The 15,105-nt window shown below is 70.6% G+C and carries 7 protein-coding genes; 2 read left to right on the forward strand and 5 right to left on the reverse strand.

All coding sequences use genetic code 11. The features are described from left to right. Nucleotides 1-2: 2 nt before the first annotated feature. Complete coding sequence (locus tag TSH58p_RS32005) at nucleotides 3-5,786, reverse strand: AAA family ATPase (protein WP_109069027.1); 5,784 nt, start codon at nucleotides 5,784-5,786, stop codon at nucleotides 3-5. A 265-nt stretch (nucleotides 5,787-6,051) separates the two neighbouring features. Here TSH58p_RS32005 and TSH58p_RS32010 point away from each other — a divergent pair, with 265 nt between their 5' ends. Continuing rightward, the gene (locus TSH58p_RS32010) at nucleotides 6,052-8,346 is read left to right on the forward strand and encodes an FAD/NAD(P)-binding protein (protein ID WP_109069086.1); all 2,295 of its coding nucleotides are present in this window, start codon (nucleotides 6,052-6,054) and stop codon (nucleotides 8,344-8,346) included. Continuing rightward, the gene (locus tag TSH58p_RS32015) at nucleotides 8,343-9,308 is read left to right on the forward strand and encodes an acetoacetate decarboxylase family protein (protein ID WP_109069028.1); all 966 of its coding nucleotides are present in this window, start codon (nucleotides 8,343-8,345) and stop codon (nucleotides 9,306-9,308) included. Before TSH58p_RS32010 ends, TSH58p_RS32015 begins: the two co-directional genes overlap by 4 nt. 55 nt (nucleotides 9,309-9,363) lie before the next feature. On the opposite strand, the gene TSH58p_RS32020 is transcribed toward TSH58p_RS32015, so the two are convergent. From TSH58p_RS32020 to TSH58p_RS32035, 4 genes are all read right to left on the reverse strand, one after another. Then, a complete protein-coding gene (locus tag TSH58p_RS32020; RefSeq protein ID WP_109069029.1) occupies nucleotides 9,364-10,743 on the reverse strand; it encodes an OmpP1/FadL family transporter in 1,380 nt (459 codons plus the stop codon). Between the two features lie 13 nt (nucleotides 10,744-10,756). Further along, nucleotides 10,757-12,766, reverse strand: coding sequence for an FAD/NAD(P)-binding protein (locus TSH58p_RS32025; RefSeq protein WP_247873921.1), 2,010 nt, complete (start codon nucleotides 12,764-12,766; stop codon nucleotides 10,757-10,759). Nucleotides 12,767-12,882: 116 nt separating this feature from the next. Then, nucleotides 12,883-13,695: an ethanolamine ammonia-lyase subunit EutC gene (gene eutC / locus TSH58p_RS32030; RefSeq protein ID WP_109069031.1), complete on the reverse strand. Its 813-nt coding sequence runs from the start codon at nucleotides 13,693-13,695 to the stop codon at nucleotides 12,883-12,885. Continuing rightward, nucleotides 13,692-15,086, reverse strand: coding sequence for an ethanolamine ammonia-lyase subunit EutB (locus tag TSH58p_RS32035; RefSeq protein ID WP_109069032.1), 1,395 nt, complete (start codon nucleotides 15,084-15,086; stop codon nucleotides 13,692-13,694). Before TSH58p_RS32035 ends, eutC begins: the two co-directional genes overlap by 4 nt. Nucleotides 15,087-15,105: the final 19 nt, after the last annotated feature.

The following is a 15,105-nucleotide window of genomic DNA, read 5'->3' on the forward strand; positions in this document are numbered from 1 at the left end:
ACTCAGTGCGGCGGAGCCTTTCCGGGGGCACGGCTGGGGAACTCGACGGTGAAGCGCGTTCCCTCGCCGGGCCGGCTGTCCAGCTGGATGGTGCCGCCGAGCTGGCCGGTGATGAGGTTGAAGACGATGTGCAGGCCAAGGCCGGTCGAGCCGGTGCCCCGCCGCGTCGTGAAGAAGGGCTCGAACACCTTGCCGTGGTTCTCCGCCGGGATGCCGCAGCCGTCGTCCTGATAGACCAGCCGCACCCCATCGTTCTCCAGCGCCTGCGCCGTGATGGCGATCCGGCCCTTCTCGCCGTCCCGATAGGCGTGGTTGACCGAGTTGGTGATGAGATTGGTCACGATCTGGGCGATCACGCCGGGATAGCTGTCCAGCTCGATGCCCTTGGGGCAGTCCAGCCCCACCTCGTGGCCGGGGCGGTGCCAGGTCGGGCGCAGGCTGACCAGGACCTCCTCCAGATAGCCGCGCAGGTCGAACCGGCGCCGGTCGCTGCGCGTCTGGTCCGAGGCGACCTGCTTGAAGCTCTGCACCAGATCGGCGGCGCGGGTGGCGTTGCTGATCATCAGCGTCGCGGCGTCGCGCGCGGCCTGCATGAAGTCCTGGAAATCGGCCCGGCGCATCTTTCCGGTGTCGGACAGCGTTTCGAGCGCGCTGATCTTCTCGCCGAGATAGGAGGCGCTGGTCATCACGATGCCGATGGGCGTGTTGATCTCGTGCGCCACCCCGGCGACGAGCTGCCCCAGCGAGGCCATCTTCTCCGCCTGGACGAGCTGCTGCTGGGCGGCCTTGAGCTGGTCGTGGGCGGCGTGAAGCTGCTCATGGGCGTCGCGCAGCTCGCTTTCGCGGCTGCGGTCCACCGTCACGTCGACATAGACCTGCACCATGCCGCCGTCCGGCATGGGGTTGCTGCGGACCTGGATGACGCGGCCGTCGGCGAACTCGATCTCGCTGGGGCTGCTCTTCAGGGGCGAGGGCACCAGCGCCGTCAGGAGCTGGCCGGAGGCGTTCACCGCGGCGCTCAGCTCGCGGTACGGAAGCCCGACCCGGCGCAGCGTCTCCGGCAGGCTGAAGAGGGCCATGGCGCGCTCGTTCCAGACGCGCAGCCGCTCCTCGGCGTCGAAGGCGGCCAGACCGTCGTACATGCTGGCCAGGGTGGCGCGCAGAAGCTGCGACTGCTCGGCCACCTCGCGGGTCCGCTCGGCGACCTGGGCCTCCAGGGTGCGGTTCAGCCGCTCCAACCCGTCGTAGAGGCGGGCGTTCTCGATGGAGATGGCGATCTGCACCGACAGCAGGTCGAGCAGCTCCAGCCGCTCCGGGCTGAAGATGTCGGCGGCGAGGTTGTTCTCCAGATAGAGGATGCCGACCATCTGGTTGCGGTTGCGCAAGGGCAGGCACAGCACGGAGCGCGGCTGCGCCTGCCGCGTGTAGGGGTCGTACTGGAAATCGCCCTCGTTCGCGGCGTCGGCCAGAACGACCGGCTCCCCGGTCTGGATGACCGCATCGACGACACCGCGCACCAGGACCGGGGCCGCGTCGTCGAGGGGGCGGGATTGCAGGACCTCCGCGGCGTCGCCCTCGCTCGTGGCGTCGGCCTCGATCCGCCATACGCCGTCGGTCGGCAGCAGCAGGCAGCCCCGCGTCGCCCCGGCGTTGGTGATGACCAGCTTCATCAGCGTCCACAGCAGGTCGCCGAGCCGGATGTCCTGCGCCAGCGCCCGCGAGGTGCGGATCACCGTCTCCACATCGACCATGTGCGAGCTGGACCCGGAGGAGGAGCGGCGCCGCGACGAGGCGGTGACCGGGCGTTGCGGCGGAAAGCCGTCGTCGACGGGGCTCTGGTCCACCGCCGTCTCGCCGAACAGCTCCGCCAGCCGGGCGTCGAGCGCCCGGACCTTCGCCAGCGCGTCCCAGCGCCGGTAGGCGTGGCGGGCCTGGAACAGCATCGCCTTCGCCGTGAAGCGGTCGCCGCGCGATAACGCGGCCTCGCCGGCCCGCTCGCAGGCGAAGGCCTCGTCGTGGGTGAAGCCCTGCTCGCGGGCGCTCTCGGCGGCGGTCTGATAATGCCGGTGCGCCTTGTCCAGCCGCCCGGTGGCGCGCAGCCGCTCGGCCACCACAAGCGCCAGCAGATGACGGAAATTCGTCGGCGCGTGGCGCACCGCGCCGCGCAGCCGGCGTTCCAGGCCGAGCGCCGCCGCCCGCGCCCGCAGCCGCTCGGCGGGACGGAGGCGGTCCCAGGCCGCGAAGTCGATCAGGAGGGCGATCACCCGCATGCGCAGGTTCGTCACCATGCCCATGGAGGCGCCGGCGAAGGGGCGGCGCTTCGCCATGCAGCGGCGGGCCTCGTCGATCCGGCCGAACAGCAGGTTCAGATAGGCGAGGTGGCTGTGCATCGTGTCCAGGGCAAGCAGATTGCCGCTGGCGGTCAGCGCCGGAACGTCGCTCGCCTCCGCGATGTGGGGGCCGGCGAAGACGGTGGGGTCCTCGGATTCGCCCAGCAGGTTGGCGATGAGCTGCTGGTGGGGCCGCAACACCCCCGCCGCGGTCTGCTGGTTCAGGCGCGCGATGGCGGCGGCGTGGTTCGCCGCGGTCTGCTGGAGCTGCCGCAGGGGGTGGCCGAGAAACAGCCCCTGGGCGACCGCGTTGTTGAGGCAATAGGCGGCGTACTCGATGTCGCCGGTTTCCAGGCCGATCCGGTGGGCGTCGAGAAGGCCGGACAGCGCCTTCGCGACCGGCTGGTGCCAGACCTCGATGAACAGCTTGACCACGAACAGCGTCTGGGCGCGGCCCTGGTTGGCGTTCAGCCGGTCCAGCACGCGCAACGCCACCCGCCCGTACATGGCGCCCGCCGGAACGTCGCCGAGCATCGCGCAGTGCAGCAGCCCGTAGGTGGCGTAGGTGATGCCGGAGGCCGGCAGGATCCCCTCGGTCGCCGACAGCCGGACCATGCGCAGCAGCAGCACCGTGTAGAGGTTGGTGTCGTGCAGATAGGCGCTGGCCAGCACGCGCGACACGATGCGCCCGATCGTCAGCAGGCGCGGGTCGGAGAGGGGCGGGCGGTTGACGAGATCCTCCTCGCCCTTGCCGCGCAACGCCAGCTTGGTCGCGGCGAGTTCCTTGAGCACATGGCGGGTGTCCGCCCGCTCCGGGATCGGGCTGCCGAGCTGGCCCAGAGCGGTGCGGCACGCGCCGAGCGCCGCCGGCAGGTTCTGCCGCGACACATGCATCTGGATCTGCGTCTCGTAGGCCAGCGCGCGGTCCAGGACGGTGCGGGCGTTGGCCTCGATGGCGCCGGCCAGCGGCGTCGCCGCGGCGACGTCGCCGTTCACCGCCGCGATCTCCGCCGCTTCGGCGTGCAGGCTGAGCGCCAGATCGTACAGGCGCGACCAGCCGTCCTCGGGGAGCAGCCCGACCCCGGTGATGAGGTAGTCGAAGGCCGGCCCCAGCGCCGCCGAGGCGCGCGCCGCCTGCCCGGCCAGCAGGTTGTAGCGGGCCAGCCGCTCCCTCTGCTCCGGCGACAGCAGGGGCACGGCACGGTTCAACTGGTTGGCGATGGCGAACAGCCGGTCGCCCGCTCGATCTCCCGCCCGATCTCCCGCCCGATCTCCCGCCAGGTCCTGGCTGCGTTCCAGGACGAGGCCGACGGCGAGGTGGCAGGCCAGGGCTTCGGCGTCCGGCAGCATGCTGTAGGCCGCCTGCTGCACCCGGTCGTGGACGAAACGATAGGTGGCGCGCGGCGACACGCTGTCCATGTCGGCGTAGCGGTAGGCGTCGCCCACCGGGACGACAAGCCCGCTGCGCAGGGCCGGCCACAGCGCCGCCGCCGTGGCGGCGGAGGTCCGCCGGCCGGCGTCGGCCAGGGTGGCGAGATCGAACGCGCTGCCGATGCAGGCGGCGGTCTGGACGACGGAAAGCGTCTCGGCGGGAAGCTCGCGGATGCGGCGGACCACGAAGGTGACGACGTCGTCGACCATCCGTTCCATCCGCTGGGACTCGATGGCCTCCAGATTCCAGTTCCACACCCCGGCGAGGCTGTCGTAGGCGATCAGCCCGCCCTGTTCCAGCGATTCCAGGAACTGGCCCAGGAAGAACGGGTTGCCCAGCGTGTTGGCGATCAGCCGTTCGGCCAGGGGGCGCACGTCGTCGGGGGCCGCGTGCAGCGTGTCGGACAGCAGGGCGACCACCGCGTCGGCGTCGAGCCCGCCGAGATTGACGTCGCGCACCGGCACGCCGCGCTCGCCGAAGGTCTGGATCGTGTGGCGCAGCGGGTGGAGCGCGTCGACCTCGGTGTCGCGGCAGGTGCCGACCAGCAGGAAATGGCCGAGGTCCGGATCGCCCGCCAAGCCCTCCAGCAGCTTCAGCGTGGCGAGGTCGGCCCATTGCAGGTCGTCCAGGAACAGCACCAGCGGGTGCCCCGCCCCGGCGAAGACGCGGACGAAGTTGCGGAAGACGTAGATGAAGCGCTCGTGCGCCTCCACCGGGCCCAGCTCCGGGACCGGCGGCTGGGGGCCGATCAGCCGTTCGACGTGCGGGATGACGTCGGTGATGACCCGCCCGTTGGGACCGAGTGCCGCGAGGAGGCGGGCGCGCCAGCGCGCCAGCGACTCCGGGCCGGTGGCGAAGGTCTGCCGCACCAGGGTCTTGAAGGCCTCGATCACCGGGGCGTAGGGGATGTCGCGCTTCAGCGGCTCGAACTTGCCGGTGATGAAGAAGCCGTGGCGGGCGATCACCGGCTTGTGCAGCTCGCGGACCAGCGCCGATTTGCCGACGCCCGAATAGCCGGAGATCAGCAGGGCTTCGAACCCGCCGCCGGCGGCGCGGCCGAAGGCGTCGAGAAGCACGCGGAACTGCGCGGTGCGGCCGTAGAGCTTCTGCGGGATGCGCAGCACCGGACGGACGTCCCGGCTGGCCAGCGTGAAGGGCTCGACGCGGCCATGGGCGCGCCATTCGGTCAGGCAGCGTTCGAGGTCGGCGCGCAGGCCGAAGGCGCTCTGGTAGCGCTCCTCCGGGTTCTTCGCCATCAGCCGGGCCACGATGGCGGCCAGCGGTTCGGGCACCAGCGGGTTGAGCTTGTGCGCCGGGACGGGCGTCCGCGCGATGTGGCAATGCACCAGCTCCAGCGGGTCGCCGGAGGGGAACGGGGGCTGGCCGGTCAGGAACTCGTGGAAGGTGGCGCCCAGGGCGTAGAAGTCGGCGCGGTAGTCCACCGACCGGTTCATCCGCCCGGTCTGCTCCGGCGCCATGTAGGCGAGCGTGCCCTCCATGGTGCCGACGTCCGGGTCGCCCGCCTCTTCGCGCGACAGCTCCGACGCGATGCCGAAATCGATGAGGTTGAACTGGCCGGTCGCCGGGTTCCAGATCAGGTTTCCGGGGCTGATGTCCTTGTGGACGACCCCGGCGTCGTGCACGGCGGCCAGCGCGTCGACCGCCTGGAGCGCCATCCGCAGGAAGACCGCGACGTCCTCCGTCCGCACGTCCGGGAGGCCGTCCAGGGCGGTGCCGCCGATGTCGCGGAACACCATCATCAGCCCGCTGCCGTGGGGCACGCAGTCCAGCGCCTCCACGACCCCGGCGTGGCGCAACCGGCGGGTGATGGCGAACTCACGCAGGAACGCCGCCTTCTCCTCCCCGCCGATGTCCGCGCCGGACAGGAGCTTGCAGATGACCGGCAGGCCGTCGTCGCGGCGGATGGCGCGCAGCACGGTGGAGCGCGACCCCACATGCAGCGTCTCGACAACGCGGAAGCCCGGTAACGCGGGCAAGGTTGCGGTGGGGATGGCCCCGATCACGACGCAGCATCCTTATGTCGCGTGGTTTGCGGTATCCGTTATAGAAGGTCGCGCCACGGTGGAGCAAGCGCAGGGCGTGCCGGCCGGGTTTTTGCACGATTTTTGCTTGGCGATCGTACGGCGCATAGGCCGGCATCATCGGCGAAACGGCGCAATAGTTCAATTGCGGTACGACAATTTATGCTAACCTCGCCCGCAATTTCTGACGAGTACCGCGAAAGAGCGTGGCGCCGTCACGGGGATGCCGGATCTGCGGGGGGAGAGCATGGCGAAGACGAGGGTTGCAATTCTGGGTGGTGGCGTCGGCGCCCTCACCACGGCGCATTTCCTGTCCGACACGGACGAGAAGCGGGCGCGCTACGACGTCACCATCTATCAGATGGGTTGGCGGCTGGGCGGCAAGGGCGCCACCGGGCGCGACCAGTGGAACCGCATCCAGGAACATGGGCTGCATGTCTGGTTCGGCTTCTACAACAACGCCTTCAAGATGCTTCAGGACGTCTTCGACGTGTGGAAGCGCTCGCCGGACAACACTTTCCAGTCCTGGCGGGACGTGCTGAAGCCGCAGCGCTTCACCCCCATCGGCATGGTGCTGGACGGCGGCAAGCCGGCCTACTGGCCGCTGACCTGGCCGGTGCTGGGCGGCGAGCCGGGCTCGGCCAACGTCATGCCGACCCTGCCGCAGGCCATCGCGTCGCTGGTCGGCGTGGTGCGCGACGTCTTCGAGAACTGGGACGAATTGAGCGGCCTGATCGTCGATGGCAAGCTGGTCCACATCGACGGCCGCACCGTCGCGCCGATGCCGGTCCTGCCGGCCGACCAGCAGGTCCTGCCGGCGCCCCTCGCCACCCGCTTCGCCGACGCGATCCGCGGCTGGAAGGACCGCGAGGTCCGCCATCTGGCGCAGGCCGAGGCGCTGCTGAAGGGCGCCGCCGTGACCACCGCGAAGGACGCCGCCGTGGCCGCCCACCGGCTGATCCGGGCGCTGGCCGACGGGCAGCCGTCCACGCCGTCCACCACTGGGGCGGCGACTCCGCCGGTGGAGCATTTCCACGACCTGATGAAGCTTCTGCGGCTGATCGAGGCCGCGGCGGCCACCCTGCCGCGCAACCACGTGGCGCGCGACCTGCTGGCCTTCGTGCTTCCCTTCACCGTCGGCATCATCGCCGATTTCGGGATCGAGAAGCGCACCGCCGACTCCCTGGACGATCTGGAATTCACCGACTGGCTGATCCGCCATGGCGGCGACGCCGAGGCGCTGAAGCAGAGCTGCTCGCTGCGCACCTGCTACGACACCTTCATGCAGTACAAGGACGGCGACTACCGGCAGCCCAACTGGGGCGCGGGCGTCGCGGCGCTGTCCTGCGTGCGGATGTTCGCCACCTGCCGTGAATCGGTGATGTGGAACATGGAAGCGGGCATGGGCGAGGTCATCATCGCGCCCATCTACCAGACCCTGCTCCAGAACGGCGTGAAGGTGAAGTTCTTCCGCCGCGTCGAGGACATCGGCCTGTCCGACGACCGCGCGCTGGTCGAGACCGTGCGCCTCGCCCGTCAGGTCGATCTCGTCGACGGCGCGGACGACTACCAGCCGCTGATCACCGTGCCGCTGGAGGACAGGAAGTTCCTGCTGGCCTGGCCGTTGGAGCCGCTGTGGGACCAGATCAAGGACGCCGACAAGGTCCAGGCGGCGCTCGCCACCAACAACTCCTCGCTGGAATCGCACTGGTGCGCGTGGGAGCCGGTCGGGAGCGAGACGCTGCAGCGCGGCCGCGACTTCGACATCGCCGTCCTCGGCATCTCCATGGGCGGCTTCAAGGCGATGAACGACCAGCCGACCCTGGCGGCGGAGCTGCAGGCGGCCTCGCCGGCCTTCAACGCCATGACCAGCAACATCGGCATCATTCCGACGCTGTCGATGCAGCTGTGGTGCGGTCCCGACCTCCAGGGGCTGGGCTGGGAGCCGGGGCAGCCGGCCGCCGTCGCCGGGCCGGAGCCGTGGTCGATCTGGGCGGAGATGGGGCAGACGCTGCCCTACGAGTTCCGCCCCGGCGAGACCGGCGCGCCGAAGTCGGTGCATTACATCTGCGGCGTCTGGCAGACCGGTCTGGTCGCCCGTCCGACCACCGACCTCGCGGTGCCGCAGGAGGCCTTGGACAACGTCACGAACAGCGCGGCGGAGTGGCTGGACGCCTACATGGGCAATTTCTGGCCGAAGGCGACGGTTTCCGGCCATGGCGGCGTCGGCTTCAACTGGAACGTCCTCTACGATCCATGGAACGGCACCGGGCGGGAGCGGCTGTCGCACCAGATCATCCGCGCCAACGTCGATCCCACCGAAACGCTGCCGGGCAGCGCCGCCGGCTCCACCCAGTACCGGCTGCGCACCGACGCGAGCGGGTTCTACAACCTGTTCCTGGCCGGCTGCTGGGTCCGCACCGGCTTCAACACCTCCTGCATCGAGGCGACGGTGATGTCCGGCATGCAGGCGGCGCGGGCCATCTCCGGAACGCCGCTGTTCATCTCCGGTGAGAACTTCCTGAACGGGGCGCCGTCGTGACCGCCCCCCGCTACGTCTCCTTCGCCGGGCACGGCGAGGTGTCGATCGCCGCGCCGGGCGTCTTCACCGACAGCCTCGCCACCGCCTTCGTCGTGCGCAGCAACCCGGTGAACACCCAGGCGCTGGTCGACAAGCTGCTGAACGCGGCGCCCGCCGGGGCGGTGCGCTACACGGTGGCCGGTCCGGTCGCGCTGTGCACCTTCCTGTCGGTGGGGCGCTGCACCAGCCCGACCGAGCCGTTCGGCTGGATTCCCTACCGGGAGGCCTCGCTGTGGCTGCCGCTGATCGAGCATCGGCCCGGCCACTGGCCGCGGCTGGTGCTGTGGATGCCCTACGTCTTCCCGGACGCGACCATTCCGCTGGTCTGCGGGCGGGAAGGCTGGGGCTTCGCCAAGTCGCTGGGCCGCATCACGCTGCCGGAGGAGGGGGCCGAGGCGCCGCGCTTCGTCTGCGAGACGACGCTGTTCCGCACCCTGTCCTCCGACTGCGAGGGGGTGTTTGCGCCTCTGCTGACGGTGGAGGGCGGGCCGTGGACCCCCGGTTCGGCGTGGCAGAGCCTTGAGGATCTCGCCGCCGACCTCGGCGACGCGCTGAAGGCGCTGCTGCGCCCCGGCGGTCTGGTCGAGGGGGCGGAAGTCGCCGTCAAGGCGGTGGAATCGCTGCTGGCCGGCATCGTGCCGGTCATCAACCTGAAGCAGTTCCGCGACGCCCCCGACAGCGAACGGGCCTGCTATCAGGCGCTGATCGACTGCCCGATGCATGTCGACCGCTTCCGCGGTGCGTGGCCGATGCGGGGCGACTGGACGCTGCGGGTGGCCGACTACGCCAGCCATCAGGTCATCTCGGACTTCGGCTTCGCGGCCGGGCCGGACGGCAGCGCCACCGTCCATGTGGATTTCGCCCTGCAGATCCACATGGACTTCCGCGCCAACCCCGGCCGGGTGGTCTGGCAGGCGGAATGAGGACAAGGGCGCCGGCCCGAGGGAAGGCCGGCGCCGTTCGTGTCATGAAAGACCGTCAGAACGAGGCGCTGAGGCTCAGCGCCACGATGTCGGTGCCGTTGCAGAACTTCCCCGGATTGACCGCGGAGCCGTTGGGCGGCGTGCCGTTGCTCACGCACTCCTGGAAGCCGTGGGAAAAGGCGCCGTCCAGCCGCAGCGTCTCGGAGAAGGCGTAGCCGACGCCGAAGCTGGCGTGTTTGGTGATGACCACCGGGATGACCGAGACGATGTCCTCCGCCGGGGCGGTCTTGCCGGCCCAGCGGAAGCCGGCGCGCAGGGTCAGCGCGTCGGTCACTTGGTAAGCGCCGCCTATGGCGACGATGTTGATGTCGCGGTAGCGCTGCGGCAGCGTCTCCCACACCGTGCCGAGGCCCGGCACGTCGACGCGGATGTTGTACTGGCGCAGCGCCTGAGCCCAGAAGGCCCGCCGGTAGTCGAAGGCGAGGGTCAGGTCGGGCCGCAGCCGGTGGCTGACGCCGATGCCGACCTCGGCGGGGAGCTGGAAATTCCCCAGCGTGTACTTGGCGGGCTGTGTCAGCCGGGTGCCGTCGGGCGCCAGCACGATCACCGAGCCGTCGCCGGTCAGATTGTTGAGCGCCGTGCGGAACTGGTAGAAGGCGCCGACGGTGGTATCGGCCTGCGGTTTCCAGGTCAGGCCGAGACGGCCGCTGACCCCGTCGCCCTCCACCCCGGCGCGGGCGATCGACGGGTCGAAGATGTCGAAATAGACGCCGCCGCCCATGCCGACGATGGCGCTGGCCGCCGGCAGCATCGGCCCCTGGCCGGTCAGCCGCCCGGTGGCGGCCAGCGCGCCGAGCTGGTCCGCCCCCTGAAGGACGCGGAAGCCGAGGCCCGCCCGCACATAATCGATGGCGCCGGCCACCGTGACCTTGGGCGTCACGTCCCAGGCGGCGGCCAGCGGGACGCGCATGAACATCGCCTCGCTGCTGGTGCGCAGCCCGCTGTCGACGCCGGACGGCAGGCGGGCCATGAAGGCGCCCTCGCCGTAATCGGTGCCGAAGCCGCCCTGGGCGTAGGCGCCAAGCCCCAGGGCCAGACCCTCGTGCCGCCAGACGAAGCCGCCCTGCGGGATGTAGTAGCCCTGGAAGGGGAAGGTGTCCTTGCCGTGCGCGACCTCGCCGGTCCGCGTCTGCGTGGCGCGCAGCCCGGTCGGGGCGGCGACCACCAGCCCGCCCTCCAGATAGGAGGAGGAGCGCTGCGTCAGGGTCGCCGGGTTGAGGATCATGGCGGCGCCGCCGATGTCGGACGCCGCTCCGGTGCCGCCCATGCCCATGGACACGGCCCCGAACCCTTCGAAGGTGTAGACGTCGGTGGCATGGGACGGAAACGCGGCGGCCAGGGTGGCCGCCGCGGCGAAAGCTGCAAAGACGCGCATCGAATCAGAAATCTCAGTCGGACGGGGTGAGGTCGATGGACTGGCGGGCGATGGCCTCGGCGGCCTGCTTTCCGGACAGGACGGCGATCTCGGCGCTGCCCGCGCTGAACCAGGTCCGCGTCCAGTCGCCAGCCAGGAAGGCGTTGACGAAACCGCTGTCGCCCGGCTTCAGCCGGGTCTCCACCGTCGCCGGGAAGCACTGCACGTAGAGTTCCGACGGGTCGAGGTTGTAGCGGTAGTAGGAGGAATAGACCTGGCTCTGGTCGAACACGCCGTCCTTGACCGTGTTGGGCCACAGAACCCCGATGTTGGCGTTCAGCCACTGTGTGGCGTCGCGTCGGACGTTCGCGGCCATGCGCTGCGGCAGGCCGCAGGCGTAGGGCGGGGCGCCGGCCGGCCAGCGGGCGGTGCCGCAGAAATACTCCACGGCCTTGACCGTGCCGGGCGGCCAGGATTCGGCGGGGATGAGGTGGCTCATCTCGCCCCAGCTGTCCAACTCCTCGACATAGCTGGTCATGGCGGTCGGACCGGCCTTCCAGCCCATCTCCTCGATGCTCGGCGTCATCCAGAGCTGGACCGCCTGGGTCGGCACGGCCGGCGTCACCTCGACCATCTGCTTGAAGCGCAGGTCGGCCTGCATCAGCTCCGCCGCCGGCTCGGCCAGCGCGGCGGGCGGCATCGCCAGGACGACGAGGTCGAAATCCTTGCCGATCTCCAGCACCGATTCCCCGGCGGTGCAGTGGCAGAACACCGATTCAAGGTTGATGCCGGCGTCGCGGATCTTGTCGCCGTCGACGATCTGGCTCCAGTCCGGCTCTGACGGCCAGCAGTAGAGCCACTTCCCGTCGTCGCCGTAGCCGACCTTGACGAACGGGTCGTAGGCGCCGTTGACGAGATCGACCTGCCGGTTCAGGCGCACCCGCTCCACCCAGGCCCCGTTCTCCGAGGTTTCCAGCTTGGTCAGGCGGTGGAACAGCTTGATGTCCACCCCGCGCTGCTTCAGCACGAACCAGGCGGGCGTGAAGACGGTGTCGCCCATGCCGGCGTTCATCTTCCACAGCGGCGCGCCCTTGTAGGCGAAGCCCATCAGCAGAAGGATCTCCGCCGCGGCACCCGCGGCGAAGCGCGCGTTCTCCGGCCCGTCGGTCGCTTCGCCGTTCTTGTAGGAGAAGCACATGTCGTAGAGCAGGCGCACCGGGGCCGACCACGCGAAGGTGTCGGAGATCCCGTTCTTCTGCAGCCATTCGCGGAAGTCTTCGCCGTTGATGCGGTCGAAGCCGTCCTTGCCGTAGGGCAGCACGTCGGCGAAGCAGCCGATGGCGAAGGCGAGGCCGAAATCGGCGAAGCAGGCGAATTCCCAGCCCTCGTCCGACAGCTTCAGCAGCGGTTCCAGGACCGTCTGGAAGCCCTTCTGGACGATCTTGAGCAGATCGACGATCAGCCCGTGGTCGAGGGCGCCGTCGTCGGCCTCCGCGATGTGGGCGCGCGCCTTCTCAAGGGCGTCCAGCCCGAGCTTCGCGGTGAGATGGCCGGGCAGATGGTCGTGCTTGGCGACCAGATTTTGCAGCGCGCCGATCAGGAAGGCCGCGAAGCCGTTCGGGCCGAGCGACCGCGGGTCGCCGGGCGTGCCGGAGCGCTCGGGAAAGTTCAGGTTCCAGGAGTGCCAGCGGGTCTTGCCGAAGCGCGGGATGTCCTGCATCAGCGTCACCTGATACAGCGGGCGGAAGGCGTCCTGCCAGGTCTGGAAGGCGTAGTCGGCGGGCTTGTCCCACTCCGCGTAGGCGCCGCGCACCATGCGGAAGGCGTTGTCGTAGAAGCCCAGGAAGATGTGCAGCCCGTGCTCCTCGATGCGCTGGCCCTGCTTGGCGTTGCGGCCGCTGGCCCCCTTGCCGCCCAGCCGCCAGCCGTGGCTGACCAGCGTCACGTCGAACTTCTCGCGCAACGCCTCGGTCGCCGTGAGAGTCAGCGCGGCGGACACGCCCCCAAGCCCGCCGCCCAGCACCAGCACACGCGTCTTTCCCATCGCAGCCACCCCGAGCCCCCGGTTGTTTTGCCGGGGGATTGTGCTTGGCATCGCCGATCGTCGCAATGGGATTAAGACGAAAGCGAACATTCCGTCGCCACACCGGTGCGGATCGGTTACGGAGCGCCGCCGCCCGGCAGGTCCGGCAGGGTGGCGGGAGCCGCGCTGTCGAGCATGACGCCCGACCGCCGCTGGGCGAACATCGCGGCGAGCAGGGCGGCCGCCTGGGCGGCGGCGGCGGCGGGAGCGAGGCCGCCGACTCGGACGTTGGAGATGCAGTTGCGCTCGCTGTCCACCCGTCCCGGCCGCGGCTCCCAGGTCAGGTAGAGGCCCAGCGAATCAGCGGCGCTCAGCCCCGGCCGCTCGCCGATCAGGACGACGCTCGCCCGCGCCTGGAGCAGCGCGCCGACCGGATCGCCCAGCGCCACCCGCGCCTGCTCCGCCACCACCACCGGCCCGACGCGCAGCCCGGCCGCCTGGAGTTTCGGGATCAGGGATTCCAGCACCGCGACGGCGTTGGCCTGCACGGCGGTGCCGCTCAGCCCGTCGCCGACCACCAGCACCACGTCGGGGGCGCGGACCGGCTCCGACAGGCGGCGCTGCGACTCCTCCGACAATTGCCGGCCGAGGTCCGGGCGCTTCAGGTAGGCGGCGCGGTCGGGCGCCGCGCTGGTCACCGGGACCGCCGGCCAGCCGCGCTCCTCCAGCGCCGCCAGCAGCGCCGCGGCGTCGAGCGGGGTGTGCACGGCGTCGCGCGCCTGGGCGTGGGCGGCCTGGAAGGCGAGGTGGGCGGCGGTCGGCAGGCCGCTCCCGGCGTGGCCCAGCGCGATCCGCGCGTCGGTGTAGCGGCGCAGATGCGCCCAGCGATCGGGTTGGGCCGGGTCCGGTTGGGCCGGGGAGGGAAGGGGCACCGGTTCGAACTCCGTCATGGCTGCTCCTCCGGCAGGGGCAAGGCGGGCAGAAGGGAGGAGGCCGCGGGGTCGAAGCGCAGCCGCCCGGCGGAATCGGCGATGCCGGCGGCCTGCTGCCACGCCTCGAACTCGGGCGCCGGGCGGCGGCCGAGCACCTGGCGCACATACAGCGCGTCGTGGAAGGAGGTGCTCTGGTAGTTCAGCATGATGTCGTCGGCCCCCGGCACCCCCATGATGAAGGTGCAGCCGGCGACGCCCAGCAGGGTCATCAGGGCGTCCATGTCGTCCTGGTCGGCCTCCGCGTGGTTGGTGTAGCAGACGTCGCAGCCCATCGGCAGGCCGAGCAGCTTGGCGCAGAAATGGTCCTCCAGCCCGGCCCGGGTGATCTGCTTGCCGTCATAGAGGTATTCCGGCCCGATGAAGCCGACCACCGTGTTGACCAGCAGCGGCCGGTAGCGGCGGGCGACGGCGTAGCAGCGCGCCTCCACCGTCTGCTGGTCCACCCCCTCATGCGCGCCGGACGACAGCTCGCTGCCCTGGCCGGTCTCGAAATACATCAGGTTGTCGCCGACCGTGCCGCGGTTCAGCGCCTTTCCTGCCTCCCACGCCTCGTCCAGCAGGGCCAGCGAGACGCCGAAGGCGCGGTTGGCGGCCTCCGTCCCGGCGATGGACTGGAATACCAGATCGACCGGCGCCCCGCGCTCCATCGCCCGCAGCGCCGTGGTCACATGGGCGAGCACGCAGGACTGGATCGGCGCGCCGGTGCGCAGGCGAAGCTCCTCCAGCATCTCCAGCAGGGCGGTCATCGCCTCGACGCTGTCGGTGGCCGGGTTGATGCCGATCACCGCGTCGCCGCTGCCGTACATCAGCCCGTCGAGGACGCTGGCGGCGATGCCGCGCGGGTCGTCCACCGGGTGGTTGGGCTGCAGGCGGGTGGAGAGGCGCCCCGGCAGGCCGATGGTGTTGCGGAAGCGCGTGACGACGCGGGTCTTGGCGGCGACGGCGATCAGGTCCTGCAGCCGCATGATCTTCGACACCGCCGCCGCCATCTCCGGCGTCAGGCCGGGGGCGAGCGCCGTCAGGGCCGCCGCGTCCGCCGCTTCCGACAGCAGCCAGTCGCGGAAGCCGCCGACGGTCAGGTGGGCGACCGGGGCGAAGGCGGCGCCGTCATGGCCGTCGACGATCAGCCGCGTCACCTCGTCCGCCTCGTAGGGGACGACCGCCTCGCTCAGGAAATGGCGCAGCGGCAGGTCGGCCAGGGCCATCTGCGCGGCCACCCGCTCCGCCGCGCTGGCGGCGATCAGCCCGGCCAGCGCGTCGCCCGAGCGCGGCGGCGAGGCGCGGGCGAGCAGAGTCTTCAGATCGTGAAACCCGTACCGCGTCCCGGCCAGAGTGTGGGCGAATGCCATGGCGTCCCCTCTCCCCCTC

Origin of the sequence: Azospirillum sp. TSH58, from assembly GCF_003119115.1 — a bacterium.
In the GTDB taxonomy this organism is placed as follows: domain Bacteria; phylum Pseudomonadota; class Alphaproteobacteria; order Azospirillales; family Azospirillaceae; genus Azospirillum.